General features: G+C 67.2%; 16 protein-coding genes. 8 read left to right on the forward strand and 8 right to left on the reverse strand.

The features are described 5' to 3' along the window. Positions 1-29 precede the first annotated feature (29 nt). Positions 30-2,009: a choline BCCT transporter BetT gene (gene betT / locus ACZK2R_RS12970; protein WP_049400600.1), complete on the reverse strand. Its 1,980-nt coding sequence runs from the start codon at positions 2,007-2,009 to the stop codon at positions 30-32. A gap of 195 nt (positions 2,010-2,204) precedes the next feature. Further along, the gene (locus ACZK2R_RS12975; protein ID WP_106468284.1) at positions 2,205-2,585 is read right to left on the reverse strand and encodes a VOC family protein; all 381 of its coding nucleotides are present in this window, start codon (positions 2,583-2,585) and stop codon (positions 2,205-2,207) included. Between the two features lie 147 nt (positions 2,586-2,732). On the opposite strand from ACZK2R_RS12975, the gene ACZK2R_RS12980 reads away from it, so the two are divergent. The 3 genes from ACZK2R_RS12980 (at position 2,733) to ACZK2R_RS12990 (ending at position 7,210) form a co-directional block, all read left to right on the forward strand. Next, on the forward strand, positions 2,733-3,251 hold the full coding sequence (locus tag ACZK2R_RS12980) for a sigma-70 family RNA polymerase sigma factor (RefSeq protein ID WP_180837633.1): 519 nt from the start codon (positions 2,733-2,735) through the stop codon (positions 3,249-3,251). Further along, the gene (locus ACZK2R_RS12985) at positions 3,248-4,192 is read left to right on the forward strand and encodes a FecR family protein (RefSeq protein ID WP_180837634.1); all 945 of its coding nucleotides are present in this window, start codon (positions 3,248-3,250) and stop codon (positions 4,190-4,192) included. The genes ACZK2R_RS12980 and ACZK2R_RS12985 overlap by 4 nt, the downstream gene beginning before the upstream one ends. A 69-nt stretch (positions 4,193-4,261) precedes the next feature. Then, on the forward strand, positions 4,262-7,210 hold the full coding sequence (locus ACZK2R_RS12990) for a TonB-dependent receptor (RefSeq protein WP_180837635.1): 2,949 nt from the start codon (positions 4,262-4,264) through the stop codon (positions 7,208-7,210). A 125-nt stretch (positions 7,211-7,335) separates the two neighbouring features. On the opposite strand, the gene ACZK2R_RS12995 is transcribed toward ACZK2R_RS12990, so the two are convergent. Together ACZK2R_RS12995 and ACZK2R_RS13000 are read right to left on the reverse strand one after the other, a co-directional pair. Then, the gene (locus ACZK2R_RS12995; protein WP_125894389.1) at positions 7,336-7,659 is read right to left on the reverse strand and encodes a DMT family transporter; all 324 of its coding nucleotides are present in this window, start codon (positions 7,657-7,659) and stop codon (positions 7,336-7,338) included. After that, a complete protein-coding gene (locus ACZK2R_RS13000) occupies positions 7,659-8,012 on the reverse strand; it encodes an SMR family transporter (protein WP_010485170.1) in 354 nt (117 codons plus the stop codon). The genes ACZK2R_RS12995 and ACZK2R_RS13000 overlap by 1 nt, the downstream gene beginning before the upstream one ends. A gap of 160 nt (positions 8,013-8,172) precedes the next feature. Between ACZK2R_RS13000 and ACZK2R_RS13005 the strand changes: the two genes are divergently transcribed. Then, a complete protein-coding gene (locus tag ACZK2R_RS13005) occupies positions 8,173-9,024 on the forward strand; it encodes a LysR family transcriptional regulator (RefSeq protein WP_180837636.1) in 852 nt (283 codons plus the stop codon). A gap of 95 nt (positions 9,025-9,119) precedes the next feature. Here ACZK2R_RS13005 and ACZK2R_RS13010 read toward each other — a convergent pair whose 3' ends face one another. Beyond that, positions 9,120-10,040 (reverse strand): M14 family metallopeptidase, encoded by a 921-nt coding sequence (locus tag ACZK2R_RS13010; protein ID WP_180837637.1) that lies wholly within the window; start codon positions 10,038-10,040, stop codon positions 9,120-9,122. 131 nt (positions 10,041-10,171) lie between these two features. Here ACZK2R_RS13010 and ACZK2R_RS13015 point away from each other — a divergent pair, with 131 nt between their 5' ends. The 3 genes from ACZK2R_RS13015 (at position 10,172) to ACZK2R_RS13025 (ending at position 14,906) form a co-directional block, all read left to right on the forward strand. Continuing rightward, positions 10,172-12,253 carry a TonB-dependent receptor family protein gene (locus tag ACZK2R_RS13015; protein ID WP_180837638.1) on the forward strand — a complete coding sequence of 694 codons (2,082 nt, stop codon included), beginning with the start codon at positions 10,172-10,174 and terminating at the stop codon, positions 12,251-12,253. A 62-nt stretch (positions 12,254-12,315) separates the two neighbouring features. Next, the gene (locus tag ACZK2R_RS13020) at positions 12,316-14,088 is read left to right on the forward strand and encodes a chloride channel protein (protein ID WP_219630873.1); all 1,773 of its coding nucleotides are present in this window, start codon (positions 12,316-12,318) and stop codon (positions 14,086-14,088) included. 101 nt (positions 14,089-14,189) lie between these two features. Continuing rightward, complete coding sequence (locus ACZK2R_RS13025; protein WP_012511332.1) at positions 14,190-14,906, forward strand: MgtC/SapB family protein; 717 nt, start codon at positions 14,190-14,192, stop codon at positions 14,904-14,906. A 73-nt stretch (positions 14,907-14,979) separates the two neighbouring features. Here ACZK2R_RS13025 and ACZK2R_RS13030 read toward each other — a convergent pair whose 3' ends face one another. Next, positions 14,980-15,387 (reverse strand): MerR family transcriptional regulator, encoded by a 408-nt coding sequence (locus ACZK2R_RS13030; protein WP_180837640.1) that lies wholly within the window; start codon positions 15,385-15,387, stop codon positions 14,980-14,982. A gap of 63 nt (positions 15,388-15,450) precedes the next feature. Between ACZK2R_RS13030 and ACZK2R_RS13035 the strand changes: the two genes are divergently transcribed. Beyond that, complete coding sequence (locus ACZK2R_RS13035; RefSeq protein WP_180837641.1) at positions 15,451-16,278, forward strand: class I SAM-dependent methyltransferase; 828 nt, start codon at positions 15,451-15,453, stop codon at positions 16,276-16,278. Between the two features lie 85 nt (positions 16,279-16,363). Here the strand turns inward: ACZK2R_RS13035 and ACZK2R_RS13040 are convergent, their stop codons facing one another. Next, positions 16,364-16,654: a DUF6959 family protein gene (locus tag ACZK2R_RS13040; protein WP_019659952.1), complete on the reverse strand. Its 291-nt coding sequence runs from the start codon at positions 16,652-16,654 to the stop codon at positions 16,364-16,366. A gap of 121 nt (positions 16,655-16,775) precedes the next feature. Next, a complete protein-coding gene (locus tag ACZK2R_RS13045) occupies positions 16,776-17,612 on the reverse strand; it encodes an OmpA family protein (RefSeq protein ID WP_125894375.1) in 837 nt (278 codons plus the stop codon). Between the last annotated feature and the right edge of the window lie 43 nt (positions 17,613-17,655).

The raw sequence follows: 17,655 nt of genomic DNA on the forward strand, positions 1-17,655 counted from the left end.
CCAGCGGCCGGCACTACCATCAACGTGCATCAGCGGCTCAGGTGCAGGAACTGCAGGTGCCGTTCGTACTGGCTGATGATGTCGTTGATGATCTGCTTGCGGCTGTAGCCGACCAGGTCGTAGTCCTGGCTGCCTTCGAACAGGTGCACTTCAGCGCGGTAGTAGCGCTGGTTGCGCAGCTGCTGCGCGGCGAACGACGGGGTCAGGTAGCCACTCAGGATCACCCGGTACAGGAAGTCCTGCTGCTCGCCGTGGTTCACCGTCAACTCCATGTCGCCGGCCTCGAACCGCGTGGCCACATCCCAGCCCTGCCCGCGCAGCTGCTCGGCCACCGCCTCCATCGCTGGCTTCACGGTGTCGTCCATGAAGCGGTAGACCTGGTCGCGCACCGGGAAGTGCATGGCCTGGCTCAGGCGCTGGCGCCAGCCCTGGTGGTGGCGGTCGTCACCGATCAGCGGCGAGGGACGGTACTGCAGCGCGCGCTTGCGGTGCGATTCGTCACTGAAGGCGCGGGTCAGGCCCCACATCATCAGCAACAACACCGCCGAGAACGGCAGCGACGCCAGCACCACCGCCGATTTCAGCGCATCGATGCTGCCGGCCAGCAGCAACCCGGCGGTCAGCACCGCGATCACCGTGCCCCAGAACACGCGCAGCCAACGCGGACCATCATCCTCCGGCGCCCCGCCATGCGAGGACAACGTGGACAGCACCACCGCGCCGGAGTCGGCCGATGTCACGAAGAAAATGAAACTGACGAACACCGTCACGGCGATCACCGCCTTGCTCCACGGATACCCATCCAGCAGGGCATACAGCACGGTGGGTGGATCATCCACCGCCAGTTGCGCCAGTTGCTGCTGGCCATGGTGCAGCACCTGGTCCAGTGCACTGTTGCCGAAGATCGACAGCCACGCCAGGGTGAAGCCGAGCGGGATCAGCAGCACGCCGAACACGAATTCGCGGATGGTGCGGCCACGCGAGATGCGGGCGATGAACAGGCCGACGAACGGCGCCCAGCCGATCCACCAGGCCCAGTAGAACACCGTCCAGCCGCCCAGCCATTCCGGTCGGCCGCCATAGGCGTACACATCGAAACTCTTGCCGACCACGCTGCCGAGGTAGTCGCCCAGGTTCTGCATCAGCGTGCTGAGCAGATACTGGGTGGGCCCGGCGCACAGCATGAACAGCACCAGCGCGATCGCCAGCAGCATGTTGATGTTGGCCATCCAGCGCACGCCCTTCTCCACGCCTGAAACGGCCACGGCCACCGCCGCGCCCATCATGCTGACCACCAGGATGATCTGCACCAGGTTGGAGTGCGGGATGTTGAACAGGTGCGACAGGCCGGCGTTGAGGTGCAGCACGCCGAAGCCCATGTCGGCGCCGATGCCGAACACGGTGGCGACAATGCCCAGCGCGTCCACGGTGTAGCCGATCGGGCCATTGATGCGCTTGCCGATCAGCGGGTACAGCGCCGAACGCAGGGCCAGCGGCAGATTGTGGCGGTAGGCGAAGTAGGCCATCGCCATCGCAGCGAGTGCAAACACGCCCCAACCGTGCAGGCCCCAGTGCAGGAACAGCAGCTGCATGGCCTGGCGCGCGCCGGCCTCACCGGCCGCCGGATCGCCCTGTGGCGGCTGCAGGTAATGGGTCAGCGGTTCGGAGACGCAGAAGAAGAACAGGGTGATGCTGATGCCGGCGGCGAACAGCATGCCGGCCCAGGAGAGATAGCTGAACTCCGGCTCGTCATGGTCGGCACCGAGCTTGATTCCACCGTACTTGGACAGCGCCACGCCGACCACGAACACCAGGTAGAGGGTCATCGCCAGCAGGTAGTACCAGCCGACATTGAGTGCGGCCCAGTCCTGCGCCTTGACCAGAAGGCGGCCCGCACCGAGCGGGAACAGGCTGACAAACAGCGCGAACGCCACGACAACGATCGCCGCGAAGGCGAACACAGGTCGAAGAGTGCGCACCGGGGATTGTTGCGGCTCCAGTACTTCCATGGGGCGGCGTTCTCCGGTAGATCAAAGGGTTAGCCGATCGATTCTGGCTGAACCGCAGTGGACAGAGCATGAAGTTGCGGCCTGCGGTCACAGGCCCGGCCCACCATTCCGTGTTATCACGCGCGCGCCGAAGCGTGCCTGCGAGCGCAGCCGCGCGCGGACCGCGTGCATCGCGGCCACGCGCGTACTGGCCAATCACGACATTACGTGCACCGCGCACAGCTTGTTGCCATCCGGGTCGCGCAGGTAGGCCAGGAACAGCTGGCGCCCGGCCATGGTGCGGATGCCGGCCGGGTCTTCGATGGCGGTGCCACCATGGGCCACGCCCGCATCCTGCCAGCCACGCACCGCCTCGGCGCTGTCGAGGGTGAAACCAATCGTGCCGCCGTTGGCATGGCACGCCGGCTGCCCATCGATCGGTGCGGTGACGATGAACATGCGGCCGTCCTTGAAGTACACCAGCCGCCCCTTGTCATCGAAGACACCGGGACGGGCGCCCAATGCGGTGAACAGGGCATCGTAGAAGCGATGCGCGACGTCCATGTCGTTGGTTCCAACGGTGATGTGGCTGAACATGCGGGCACTCCCTGCGGAAAGACCGCAGTGTCGGCGAGCCCGGCGGTCATCGCAAACGCCCTGGCCGTTGCCCCCCCTGCACAGGGTTTGTCGTACACCTCCCGATCACACTATAATGGGAATCATTCTCATTAATGATCGATGCCGATGGCCGTGCCCGCCGCCTCCAGCACCGCGCTGGCGGGGTTCTACCGCGAACACCATGGCTGGCTGCTGGGCTGGCTGCGCCGCCGCACCCGCAACGCCGACTGCGCCGCCGACCTGACCCAGGACACCTTCGTGCGCCTGCTCAGCCGTCGTGTCGATCCGTCCGAACTGCGCCTGCCGCGTGCCTATCTCAGCACCATCGCGCACGCGCTGCTGGTCAATCACTGGCAGCGCGCGGATCTGGAGCGCGCCTACCTGACGGCCTTGGCCGCCCAACCGGAGCCGGTGCATCCATCGGCGGAAGAACGCACGCAGGCACTGCAACTGCTGCACGCCATCGCCGACATGCTGGCCGGCCTGGCCGAACGCCCGCGGCGTGCGTTCCTGCTGGCCCGGCTGTCCGGCCTGGGCTATGCGGAAATCGGCCAACAGCTGGGCGTATCCGAGCGCATGGTCAAGAAATACATGGCGCAGGCGATGCTGCATTGCCTGCGCCTGTCCGGCGATGCCACGGCATGAATGCCGCACTGGCCAGCCCGGCGCTGGAGCAGGCGGCAGAGTGGTTCGCGCTGCGCGAGCAGGGCTGGAGTGACAGCGACCAGCAGCGATGGCACGCATGGCTGCATGCCGATGCTGGCCATGCCGATGCGTGGCGCCGGGTCGAGACGGTCTGGCAGTCCTTTGCTCCACTGTCGGCGCCGGCCGCCGCCACCGCGCTGGATGCCGCAGGCCGTCGTCGCCGGCAGGCTCTGTGCAGCCTCGGTGGTGCACTTGGCATCGGCGCGGTTTCACTGCTGGGCCGGCATGGCCTGCAGGCGCAACGCGGCCTGCAGACGCAGCGCACCGTTGCCGGGCACACCGGGCACTGGAGACTGATTGATGGCAGCCAGTTGTGGCTCAACGCCGACAGCGAAGTCACCATCGACATCGGCGGCGGCCGCCGCGCCCTGCATCTGCTGCGTGGCGAGCTGCTGCTGCAGACCGGCCATCACCCTGCGTTCGCCGGCCAGCCGTTGACCGTGCATGTGCCGGGAGCACGCCTGCAGCCGATCGGCACCCGCTTCGCGGTCGGTCGTGAGGCGCAGGGCAGCCGCCTGGATGTGCTCGAGGGCGTGGTGCGCTGCCTGCCGATGTTCGGTGTGGCGCTGGATGTGGCTGCCGGAGGCGCGGTGCGGATCGGCCCGATGGGCGGGCTCACAACGGTCGCTGCCGATCCTCTGCGCGGTGACTGGCAGGACGGACGCCTGCAGGTACAGGACACGCCTTTGGTCCGCGTCATCGATGAGCTGGCCCGCCACCATCAGGGCTATCTGGGTTGTGATCCGGCGCTCGCCGCATTGAAGGTCACGGCAGTACTGCCACGCCTGGACAGCACCCAGGCGCTGCATCTGCTGGCCCGCGCCCTGCCGATCCGTGTCGAGCAGCGCTGGCCGTGGTGGACCGTCGTGCGTCCGCTTTGAAATCGCGGTTCCCTTTCTGCGCGCTCACCGGGCACTACAAGGGAACCCATTGCGGATGTTGCCGCCCCCATGAAACTGCCCTGCCCCTCCCCTCGCCCCCTGGCCATCGCCTTGTGCATGGCCCTGGCGACCCCCTGCCTGCTGCCTGCCTCGGTCCATGCACAGGAGACCGCCGCTGCGGTCCGCTGGCAGATTGCGCCCGGCCCGCTCGACCAGGCCCTGACCGCGTTCGGCCAGCAGTCGGGCCTGTCGATCGCTGCCGATGCGCGCCTGACCCGCGGCCGCCACAGCAGCGGCGTGCAGGCCACGCTCGGTACTGACGCCGCATTGGCGCAGCTGCTGGCCGGCACCGGCCTGGCCTTCCAGCGTGATGCCAGCGGTGTGGTGCTGCAGGCGGCACCCACCGCTGAAGCCGGGGTACGCCAGATCGGCACCCTGCGCGTGGCTGGCCAGGCCAGCGAAGGCGCTTCACCGTGGGGCCTCGCCGATGCCGATGCGGTCTACCGTGACAGCGGCTCCCGCGTGCACCTGGACCATCAGCAACTGGAACGCTTCCGCGGCCAGTCGATCGGCGACGTGCTGGCCGGCGCGGTGGGCGTGCACACCGCTGACGTTCGCAACGGCGGTGCGCTGGACGTCAACATCCGCGGCCTGCAGGGCCAGAACCGGGTGCCGGTGATCATCGACGGCGGCCAGCAGGCCATCGACGTGTACCGCGGCTATGCCGGCGTGCAGCAGCGCAGCTATCTCGATCCCGATCTGATCAGTGCGGTCAGCATTGAAAAGGGACCGAGCCTGGCCGCCAACGCCGCCAGCGCGATCGGCGGCGTGGTCTACATGGAAACGTTGAACGTCGATGACATCCTCGATGATGGCCAGACCTGGGGCCTGCGCATGCGCGGCGGCGTGGCCGACAACAGCATCGACCGCACCCGCACCTTCAAGCAGATCGCGCGCGGCAGCGACAACCGCAACAGCCTGCGCGACCCGCGCGACTGGAATGGCAGCGTGGCCTTCGCCCAGCGTGGCGAAGACTGGCAGCTGGTCGCGGCCTATGCGCGGCGCCGCCAGGGCAACTTCTTCGCCGGCAGCAACGGTGCGCATCGCTACGACAACCAGCACCTGTCCAGCGGCGGTACCGGCATGTCCAGCCAGGCCGTATCCAAGCTCTTCCATCCGGGCGATGAGGTGCTCAACACGCATACCGACAACGAATCGGCATTGCTGAAATTCACCTGGACGCCCAACCCGGACCAGCGGTTGGAGCTGAGCCACCGCTACTTCAACTCCAGCTTCGGCGAGATCATGCCGTCGGCGATCGGACGCGTGGGTGAGTCCAATGAATGGGTGACCTACGTGGACAAGGCCAACACCATGTTCCAGTTCGAGCCGGGAAAAATGCGGGTCAACGCCACCTCGCTGCGCCACCGCTACCGGCCCGAGGCACATCCGTGGCTGGACCTGAGCAGCACGCTGTGGTTTACCACCGCCACCAGCCGCATGTTCAACAGCAACATCGCCAACACGCCGCTGTTCAAGGACGTGCCCAACGACCAGATGCCGGACACGCTGGGCGAAACCTACGGCCCGGGACTGCAGTCGGACGTGAAGACCCAGCGCTGGGGCGTGGACAGCAGCAACACCACGCGCTTCAGCAATGCTCTGGGCGACTGGACGCTGCGCTATGGCGCGTCCTTCCAGCACGAGGACACGGCGCCCAACTCACCGGTGCTGCCGGTGGATTTCAACAACAACCGCTACCTGCGCTCGGGCACGCGCCGCGAAGCCAGCGTGGTGGCATCACTGCAGTGGCAGCCGTGGGACTGGCTGTCGCTGACCGCGGGCGGCCGCTTCACCGACTACCGCACCCGCGACCGCAACCGCGTGGCCTTCGTCAGTGAATCGCGCGACCTGCGCTACACCTTCGCGCGCCTGAGCAAGGGCGGCCAGCTGCTGCCCGGCTGGTACAAGGAGTGGTACCCGGATGCCCAGGGCAATTACACCTATGACTCGCTGCGCGCCACGCCCTATGGCGACAGCACGCTGGGCCAGGCCTACGATTTCGACGGCTTCATTCCCGATCCGCGCGGCGCCAACGGCTTCTATACCAAGCAGATTCCCACTGCCTGGGGCTACAAGCCGGCGATCCGGCGCTCCGGCCACGGCTTCGCGCCCTATGCCGAAGCACGCTTCAACCTCGACCAGGACATGTTCTTCTACGTGAAGTACGCGCAGGGCTGGAAGATGCCCAGCCTGTTCGAGTCGACGCTGGGCAACAGCACCTCGGCACCGGTGGCCGACCTCAAGCCGGAGAAGAACCGCGCCTGGGACATCGGCTTCAGCCTGCTCAAGCAGGACCTTTGGCGTGACGGTGATCGCCTGGCGTTCAAGGTCGCCTGGTTCAAGAACGATATCGACAACGCGATCACCCGTCGCTTCGATTCCAGCAACTGGGCGTTCTACGTCGACAACGTCGACAATTACACCGTGTCCGGCTATGAGCTGCAGTCCGGCTATGACGCCGGCATCGCCTACCTGGACCTGTCGGCCAGCTACTACCAGCGCGCGCGTACCTGCGATGCGGCCACCGCCAAGCGCCTGCGCGAAGACCCCTATGCGAAGTGGAGCAAGCTGGACACCACTCCGGACTGCGTGGACGGCGGCTTCGGCACCTCGTTCGTCAACGCGCAGAACCCACCGAAGTACTCGATTCACAGCACGCTGGGCTTCCGCCTGTTCGACAAGCGGCTGGATACCGGCATCCGCCGCACCTACAACAGCGGCCCCACCCACGAACTGGACAAGCCCTGGAACACCACCGGCTCGACCGGCCTGCAGAACATCTACCTGCCGACCGCGATCTATGACTTCTATGCGCGCTGGCAGTTCACGCCGCGCAGCGAAGTGGAGCTGGTGGTCAGCAACCTGCGCAACACCTACTACATGGACACGCTGGCGATGAGCCTGATGCCGGGCCCGGGGCGCACCACGCGGCTGAACTTCACCGCACGCTTCTGAGTGCTTCAGAAACAGCAACGCCCCGGGGAGATCATCCCCGGGGCGCTTGCTTGCGGCCGCTCACGCTCTGGAAGGGGCCAACCGTGGTTCTGGTAGGCGCCAACCTTGGTTGGCGCAACGATGCATCACTTCGCGGTACTCAGCAGCAGCACTGCAATAGTGACCAGCGCAATGCCGACCCAGCCGATCGGACGCAGGCGGTTGCCGAACAATAGGCGGCCGCAGGTGGCGGTACCGATCACGCCGATCGCACCCCACATCGCATAGGCGGTAGCCAGGTCCATGTAGCGCACCGCTTGGCCGAGCAGGGCGAAGGCGATCCAGACCATGACGATTGCAGCGACGCCCCAGCGCCAGCGGCGGAAACCTTCCGACTTGGCCACCATCATGTTGGCGGCGACGTCGATCAAGGCCGAACAGATCACGAAAAAAAACGCCAAGGTATTCATCAGTGCGCCTCCCCGAGGGTGACGCAGACGATGCCGACCACTGCCAGCACCAGGCCGGCCAGCTGCTGCAGCGACAGGCTTTCACCAAAGACGGTGAGGCCGACCACAGTGAGCAGGGTCAGGCCGAGGCCTTCCCACACTGCGTAGGCCACGCCCACGGCGATGCGGCGCACCGACTGCGCGAGGAAGAAATAGGACAGCGCCAGCGCGCCGGCCATGATCAGATAGCCGGTCCAGCCGCCATCGCGAGCGGCATGGGCCATGAACGAGGTGCCGACCACTTCGGCGACGATCGCCACGGTCAGGCAGGCCCAGGCGACCAGCGCGCCACGGGCGGGAACAGTACGGGACATGTGAAGCTCCTTGCAGGGCGGGGACCACGCCGCCTCATCAATGGATCCACGCCGAGCGTGGAGGGTCCGGAACGCCCCGCAGACGGGGGCGACGGAAGCAAGTATCATCGCCTTTTACGGTGGTATCAAAATGGATTCCATCGACAGGAGCGATGGATCAATGCCCTACTCCCCTGAATCCCTGCAGGCCTTCGTGGAAGCCGCGGCGCTGGGCTCGTTCTCGGCGGCGGCGCGGCGCCTGCGCAAGACCCAATCGACGGTCAGCACCGCCATCGCCCACCTGGAAGCCGACCTGGGCGTGAGCCTGTTCGACCGCAGCGGGCGCTACCCGCAGCTGACCGAGGCCGGGCGCCAGGTACTTGGGCACGCGCAGGAAATCCTGGCTGCCGATGCCCGCCTGCAGCAGTTGAGCGTACGCCTGGCCGCACCGGTCGAACCGCGCCTGACCGTGGCGTTCTCCGACGTCTACCAACTGGACCCGGAACAACGGGGGCTGCAACGCTTCGCCGAGGCGTTCCCGGAGATCGAGCTGGAATGGCTGGATGCCGAGGGCGAGGACGTGCTGGAACTGGTAAGCAACGGACGCGCCGCGCTGGGTCTGCTGCCACGGCAGGAGCACTATCCGGACGGACTGGTGGCACGTCCGCTGGCGCACCACAGCGAGCTGTCGGTGTATGTGGCGCGCGAGCATCCGCTGGCCAGCGCTGGCCGTCGCGCCGCCGCACAGCTGGCGCGGCATAGACAGGTGCGCTTGAGCGCGGAAGTCGATCAATCCCGCGTGGTCACCGGCCTGGCCTGGACCGCCACCGACTACCTGATGGTGATGGAAATGGCCGAGGACGGCCTCGGCTGGGCCGAACTACCGCGCGCACTGGTACAGCGCTACGACCGCGGGCGGCTGGTGGAACTGGTACTGCCCGGCTGGCCACGGCGCATCCACAGCGACCTGCTGTGGCGCCGCGACACGCCGCCAGGCCCAGCCGCACTATGGTGGGCCGACGCGCTGGGGTGAAAAGGGGACGGAGGGGATTAAGTCGTTTGTGGCACAAACGACTTAATCCCCTCCGTCCCCTTTTTCGATTGCCGGCCAGCGGCCGGCACTACCGGTCAACGATGGGCTAGCGCGTAATCCAGCGCCGAGCACACCGCCGCCACCTGTGCGTCGTTGCACTGCTGCGGGGTCGCGCGCGGGCTGTCTGGGTAGACCTCGGTGGTGGTGGTGTACTTCGCCCCGGTAATGCTGGCGCACAGGCCCAGCTTCACCAGCGGGTACTCGATCACGCCATGCGCCACCACCGGCGAACCGATGATCTCGCCCTTGTCGTCGGCCGGCGCGATGTGAGTAACCTTTTCCACTGCGGCGATCACCGCCTGCTGGAAGGCCGCCTGCGGGGCCTCGCTGTCGTCCACCAGATAGAAGCCATCCGGAATCAGGCCCGGCTCGAACGGCTTGCCGTCGCGCGCCGCCAGCGCCGGGCGGAACTCGCTCTCGTCGCTGTCGGTGGTTTCGTGCAGGTCGATGTGCAGCACGAACTGGCCCTTGATCGGTGTGATCAGCTCGATCAACGCGGTCGACTCACGGGCCGGGCCATCGGCGCGGAAATTGCGGTTCGGGTCGATCGCATCGAAGTTCCAGCGGTTGATGCGCTCGAAGCCCCACGGATTCACGCACGGCGCCACCAGCAGGTTGGCCTTGCCGGCGTAATCGGCCGCGTGCTTTTCGAGAAACTCCAGCGCGCCCATCACGCCGCTGGTCTCGTAGCCGTGCACGCCACCGGTGACCAGCGCGGCCGGCAGCGCCGGGTTCCAGTCGCGGCTGCGCAGGGCGAACAGTGTGTAGGTCTCGCCGGCGTAATCGAGCTGGCCATAGGCCACCTTGTCGAAGCGCAATGCCAGGGCTTCGATGCGCGGCAGCACTTCCTCGTCATAGCGACGCAGGCGCCGCTGGCGGCCACGCCACGCCTCCCGTTCCGCCGCTCCCCACGGCTTGCCAGGGGTTCCGACGGGGTAGAAAGCGGCTTGGGACATGGCAGATCTCAGCGAGTCAGGAAGCAATCACCTACTTTACCATCGGCCCGTCAGCATGAACCGGAGGCGCATTCCATTGGCGAATGGAATCAGCAATAATTCTCATTTACGACCTTCCACAACCCGCACCGATGCCCACCCACGCCCCGCAAACGGCCCGCCTGCCACTGGCTGCCGCCCTCGCCCTGTGCCTGATTCCGGCCGCCAGCGCCTTCGCCCAGGACGGCGCCACCACGCTGGACAGCATCCAGGTTTCCGGCAGCTGGCTGGGCACCGGCCTGCATGACAGCGTCAAGCGCTTCGCCGGCGCACGGACGGTGGTCGACCGCCAGCGCATCGAGGCCAGCGGCGCGGCCAGCATCGGCGATGCCATGCGCCGCATCCCCGGCGTGCAGGTCACCGACAACTCCGGCACCGCCGGCAGTTCGGTCTCGCTGAACATCGGCGTGCGCGGCCTGACCGGGCGCTACTCGCCGCGCTCGACCGTGCTGCTCGATGGCGTGCCGCTGGCGGTGGCGCCGTATGGCCAGCCGCAGCTGTCGTTCGCACCGACCAGCCTGTCCAACATCGAGTCGATCGACGTGGTGCGTGGCGGCGGCGCGGTGCGCTACGGGCCGCAGAACGTGGGCGGCATCATCAACTTCAGTACCCGCGCCATTCCCACCGGTGCCGGCCTGCACGGTGAGGCCGGCGTGCGCTACACCGCCTACGACCACGGCGGCGGCGACAGCACCCAGTACAACGCCTTCCTCGGCGGCACCGGCGACAACGGCCTGGGCGCGGCCCTGCTGTACTCCGGCCAGGATGGCCGCGGCTGGCGCCAGGGCAGCGATGACCGTTTCAACGACCTCGCGCTGAAGTTCGCGTACGCCATCGACGAACAGCAGGAACTGCGCGCCAAGCTCTCCTACTACGATGTGCGCTCGCTGACCCCGGGTGGCCTGACCCGCGCCCAGTACGAAGCCGACCCGTTCCAGAACACACGCCCCACCGATTTCTGGAAAGGCCACCGCACCGGCATCGACCTGGGCTACACCAATACGCTCTCGGCCAACAGCGAGTTCGAGGTACTGGCCTATTACAACGAAAGCAGCCGTGCCAGCTCGCTGATCAACGCCGCCAATACCCAGCTGACCGTGCAGCCGCGCGACTACCGTGTGCTCGGCATCGAGCCGCGCTACACCCAGCGCCTGCACTGGGGCGCCAGCGTGCACGACATCACCGCCGGCTACCGCTTCCTGCGAGAGCGTGGCAACGACCGCAGCTACACAGTCACCCGCCGCACCGGCGCGGCCAGTGCCACCACCCGCTTCGACAACGCCACCGACGCACACGCCTTCTACATCGACGACCGCATCGCGATCGGCCAGTGGCGGATCACCCCGGGCGTGCGCATGGAGTGGATCGACATGGACCGCCGCCAGGCGGGTGGCGCGGCGACCTTCAGCAGCCGCAACGACAAGGCCCTGCCCTCGATCAACGTCGCCTACCTGCTGACTCCGCAGCTGACCGTGTTCGGCAACTACACCACCTCGTTCGGGCCGGTGCAGAACATCCAGCTGAACTCACAGACCGCCAGCAACCCGCTGAATCCGGAAATCGCCAAGACCACCGAACTCGGTGCGCGCTGGCAGGACGGTGCACTGCGCGCGGAAGTGACCGTGTTCAAGATGCGCTTCGACAACCAGATCCTGCAGGTGCCAGGCATCACCCCGCCGACCTTCCAGAACATCGGCGCCACCGACCACAAGGGCGTGGAAAGCGCGCTGGAGTACCGCTTCGCCGAAGACAGCGCACTGGCCGGTCTGGAGCTGTACGCCAACTACACCTGGACCAAGGCGATCCAGCAGTCCGGCGACAACCGTGGCCTGGACGTGCCGTTCTACTCGCGCGACACCGACAGCGTCGGCGCACGCTATGCACTGGCCGGCTGGACCTTCAATGTCTCCAGCACCCACCAGAGCGGCCAGTTCTCCGACGCCGCCAACACCTGCGCCGAGAGCGCCGATGCGCGCGTGGGCCGCGTGCCGGGCGTACGCCTGTGGAACGCGCAGGTGGCCTGGCAGGTGCCGGGACTGGGTGACAGCGAGATCGCGCTGGGCGTGAACAACCTGGCCGACAAGCGCTGGTATACCCGCAACGTCGATGGCAACGCCGGCCGCATGGTGGCTGCGCCGCGCACCTTCTACGTGCAGGGCCGCTACCGCTTCTGACGCAGTAACCGCCCGATGCAGTGACGGCGGCGATCACGGTGGCGGCGTATCATGCCGCCACCATGTCACTGCCTGTTTCGCCATCGCGCCTGCATGCGGCCTTCCAGGGCCTGCGCCTGCGGCTGCGCGGCAGTGACTTGTGGTTCATTGCGCTTGCCCTGCTGGTCGGCCTGATCGCCGGCTACCTGACCTTGCTGCAGTCCGGCATCGCACGCTGGCTGCAGGGCACTCTGTACGGGCTGGACGACGGCATGCGCCTGAGCTCCCTGCCCTCGCTGACCTGGACCGCGCTGCTGGTGCTGCCGCTCGGTGGCCTGCTGGTCGGGCTGGTCAGCCTGGCTGCGACCCGGCTCAAGCGGCCCCTGCTCGATGCGGTGGAAGCCAACGCCCTGCATGGCGGCCGCATGTCGATGCGCGACAACCTGATCGTGCTGACCCAGACCCTGCTGTCCAACGGCTGTGGCGCCTCGGTCGGACTGGAAGCGTCGTACACGCAGATGGGCGCGGGCAGCGGCTCGCAGCTGGGCCGGGTGATGCGCCTGCGCCGCAACGATGTGCGCATCCTGGTCGGCGCCGGTGCCGCCGGTGCCATCGCCGCCGCCTTCGGTGCACCGCTGGCTGGTGCGTTCTACGCCTTCGAGATCGTCATCGGCGCCTATACCCCGGCCGCACTGGCCCCGGTAGCCGTCGCTGCGCTGGCCGGTGCATTCGTGGCCGACCAGGCCGGCATCGAGGCCTATCTGCTGCCCGCTGCCTCGACCATCGATGTGCGCGCCGCCGACTACGCCATCTATGGCCTGCTGGGGTGCTGCTGCGCGATGGTCGGCATCGCGGTGATGCGGCTGATCGCTTCGATCGAAGGCACGGTCAAGCGCAGCCCGTTGCCGCTATGGGGCCGGCCGGTCGTCGGTGGCCTGCTGCTGATCCCGCTGGCGCTGGCCAGCCCACAGGTGCTGTCGTCCGGCCATGGCGCGCTGCATCTGGACCTGACCACGCACCTGCCACTGATCTGGATCGGCGGCCTGCTGACCCTGAAGTGCCTGGCATCGGGCATCTCGCTTGGCTTCGGCTTCCGCGGCGGCCTGTTCTTCGCCTCGCTGTTCATGGGCACCCTGGTCGGCGCCCTGTTCGCCGGCCTGCTGGCGATGGCCACCGGCGTGCCGGTGATCGACGCCACCTCGGCCGCGCTGGCCGGCATGGCCGCACTGGCCGCTGCGGTGGTCGGCGCACCGATGACCATGGCCATGCTGGTGCTGGAAGGCACCCACGACTTCCTGCTGACCAGCGTGGTGATGAGCGCGGTGCTGGTCTCCAGCACGCTGGTGCGGCAGTGGTTCGGTTATTCGTTCTCGACCTGGCGCATGCACCTGCGCGGCGAGACCATCAAGAGCGCCCGCGACGTGGGCTGGGTGCAGAACCTCAACGCCGGCCGGCTGATGCGCAAGGGCGTGGCCACCGCGCCGGCCGACCTCGACGCCGCCGCCTTCCGCCAGCGCTTCCCGCTGGGCTCGGGCAGCCGCGTGATCCTGATCGACAGCGAAGGCCATTACGCCGGCATCGTGCAGATTCCGCACGTCTACGGCGACGGCGTGAAGCCCGAAACCACGATCGGCGAACTGGCGGAAAACCGCGACGTGTCACTGCTGCCAAGCGCGGACGTGGTCACCGTGATGCAGCGCTTCGACCACACCCAGGCCGACGAACTGGCCGTGGTCGCTGCCGACGGCCAGGTGCTGGGCGTGGTCTCCGAAGCCTTCGTACGCAAGCGCTACGCCGAGGAACTGGACAAGCGCCAGCGCGAACTGATGGGCGAGCGCGTCGAGGACACCGACTGACCCCGCAAAAAGGGGACGGAGGGGATTAAGTCGTTTCTGGCCGCCTCGAAATCCACGCATGGCGTGGATCTACTGTCACCTCGACCGGGTAGACTCCGGCCATGCGCTTCATTGAAACCTTCCAGGCCGGCCCCTTCGCCGACACCGTGGTCAGCCTGCTGGCCGCCTTCGTGCTGGGCACGCTGATCGGCGCCGAGCGCCAGTACCGCCAACGCACCGCAGGCCTGCGCACCAACGTGCTGGTGGCGGTCGGCGCCGCTGCCTTCGTCGACCTGGGCATGCGCATCGCCGGCAGCGCCGAGGCGGTGCGGGTGATCTCCTACGTGGTCTCCGGCGTCGGCTTCCTCGGTGCCGGCGTGATCATGAAGGAAGGCATGAACGTGCGCGGGCTGAACACCGCCGCCACGTTGTGGTGCTCGGCGGCGGTCGGCAGCTGTACCGGCGCGGACATGCTGGCCGAGGGCGTGCTGCTGACGGTCTTGATCATCGCCGGCAACACCCTGCTGCGGCCGCTGGTGAATGCGATCAACCGCATCCCGATCAACGAGACGGCCACCGAGGCCACCTACGAGGTGCGCCTGAGTGTGGATGCCGAAGCGGTGCCACGTGTACGCGAACGCCTGGTCGATGCGCTGGAAGCGGCGCAGTATCCGGTCGGTGATGTGCAGGTGGTCGAGCATGCCGACGCGCCCACCGATGTGATCGCGGTGCTGGTCAGTACCGCCGTGAGTGCCGATGAGCTGGACGTGGTGCTGGCGCGGATGGAGCATGTGCCTGGCGTGCTGCATGCCACCTGGGAAATCAGTACCCGCGATTGATTCATCCACGCATGGCGTGGATCTACCGAGGTCGTGGTGCAGTAGATCCACGCCATGCGTGGATGCGCTTCTCTCACCCACCCGCCATGCGCTGCTGGGCCCTCAACAACTTGCGGAACGAACCGCACTGGCGCGCGTCCTGTGCTTCCGGGCAGGCCGCCGCGCGCTGTAGATGGCGGCGCACCCGCTGCAGCTGGGTGATCTGCTGCTGCAGGACATCGGCCTGTGCCAGCAGGGCTTCACGATCCAGCGTAATGCATCCGCGCTGAGGCGGCAGCGACAACCCGATCTGCTGCAGCGACAACCCGGCCGACTGGCCAAGGCCGATCAACGCCAGGCGCTCCAGCACCTGATCGTCGTACTGCCGACGCAGGCCGCGACGGCCCAGCGACTGCAACAACCCGAGCTGCTCGTAGTAACGCAGGGTCGAGGCCGGCACGCCACTGCGCTTCACCACCTCGCCGATATCCAGTTCACTCATGGGCTTGACCTCAAGTCGCCTTCAAGCATCAACCTATGGGCAACTTCCCGGCAGGACAAGGCCATGGCCAGTACATCCCCCGTTGATCAGAATGCGCTCTGGAATGGCCCTGGCGGCCAGATCTGGGTCGCCCAGCAGGCCATCCTCGATGGTCTGTTCCAGCCGATGGCCGACCTGCTGGTGGCCGAGCTTCCGCAAACCGTCACGCAACTGCTCGATATCGGCTGTGGCACCGGCGCCAGCCTGCTGGCATCAGCCGCCGCTCGCCCGGCGACACACAGCACCGGCCTGGACATCTCCGCGCCGATGCTGGCACTGGCCCGTCAGCGCGCCGAGGCGGCAGGACTGGACGCGGACTTCATCGTGGCCGACGCGCAGCAGCATCCGCTGCCCTCCGCGCACTTCGACTGGATCCAGTCGCGGCTGGGTGTGATGTTCTTCGAGGATACCGGCGCGGCCTTCGCCAACCTGCACCGCGCCGCGCGACCGGGTGCCGGCCTGCGTTTCATCGCCTGGCGCAGCACAGAGGAGAACCCATTCATGACGACGGCTGAGCGTGCCATTGGCGATGAACTCGATCTACCCCCACGCGCACCAGGAGCACCCGGCCAATTTGCCTTTGCCGATGGCCAGCGCGTGCAGCGTCTGTTGCAGGCCGCCGGCTGGAAGGATGTGGAGTTGGTCGCGGTAGACCTGCCCTGCTCGATCGCCCGCGATGAACTGCCGACCTATGTCGGCCAGCTGGGCCCGTTGGGCTTGGCGCTGCGGAACCTGCCCGAAGACCGCGCCGACGCACTTCGAAACAAGGCGCTGGCCGCGTTCGCGCCCTTCATCGAAGGCGACCGTGTGCGCGTCGATGCCGCCTGTTGGCTGGTCCGCGCCCGCGCCTGATACAAAAAAGGGGACGGAGGGGATTAAGTCGTTTCCGGCACAGCCGGGGCAAGAACGACTTAATCCCCTCCGTCCCCTTTTTCTACTACAGCGCCTCGCCGGCGTCCGCCAGGCGCGATTCAATCAGCGCATACCACTGCTGCAGCACGTCGATCAGCATGTCCAGCTCGGCGTCGGTGCGCTGTGCGCGCCCACTGCGCAGGCAGGCCTGGGCTTCCTGCAGCTGGGCGAGGAAGCCGGCCACGGTATCGGCCTGCAGGATCAACCCCGGCAGGCGCCGCCCGGGAATGCGCACCACCGCATGATTGCCGAGCTGGCCGTACACACTCAGTGTGGTTTCCGTCTTCATGGAAAGAGGCAGGAATTGGGCGTTCATCGCGTGCACCATGGAAAACCTGAGCCGCCGGCAGGCGTGGACAACGGGGGAGACGTGGCCACGTCCTGCCGGCGGTCAGGGGGGACTCGGGATGCCGGGGACTTGCCCCGGTGCGGGACTCTCAGCGCGGCTGGGCCATTCCGGCAATCTGCACGCGCCGGTTCGGCGCCAGGCAGGCGATCAGCTCGCGACGGTTGCGCTGCTCGCACTGTACGATCGGCTCGGCCGCGCCGCGTCCTTCGGCACTGATGCTGGCTGCAGGCACGCCGCCCTGCACAAGCGCGCTGCGCACGGCCTCGGCACGTCGCTGCGACAGGGCCTGGTTGTAGCTGGCACTGCCGATACGGTCGGTATACCCGGTCACCCGGATTGACTGCACCTGACTGGCCTCGCGCACCTGCGCCAGTACGCCCTGCACGGCCTGCTGGCCTTCGGCACTGAGCACCGCGCTGTCGAAACCGAACAGCGCATCGGCGGACAGGCGCAACGGCTGCTCCGGCAACGGCGCCGGTGCAGGCGGGGCCGGCGGCCGCGGCGGGTCCAGCACCGCCGCACATGATTCAGGCTTCCAGTAGCCGCCCTGGGCAATGCCCTTGCTGTCGAATCGCACCTGGAACTGGCAGGTGAAGTACTCCGCGCCCTGCGCAGTGCGGAAGTTGAACAGGTAGTTCCACTCGCGCACGCCCCACATGCCTTCATTGAAATGCGGCGTGCCCAGCAGCGTGTACAGCTGGCGCTTGCTCATGCCCGGCGCGAAGCGGCGCAGGTCGGCGACGTCGGGATAGATGCCTTCCTTCAACGAGGCCTTCGAGGCCTCCGGGAACTGCACGGCGGTGGTTTCGGCAGGACCTTCGGCGGCCGGCGCATGGCTGCGGCAGGCGGCCAGCAGGCCCATTCCCAGGACCAGGCCCAGCACTGCGGCCATCTGGCCGGTGCGGGCGATGCGATGCTGTTTCATGTCATTCCCCCTTTGGACGTTTCCGCGATGCCGGGCCGCGCGT

Source organism: Stenotrophomonas sp. 96582_Sma (genome assembly GCF_056480905.1).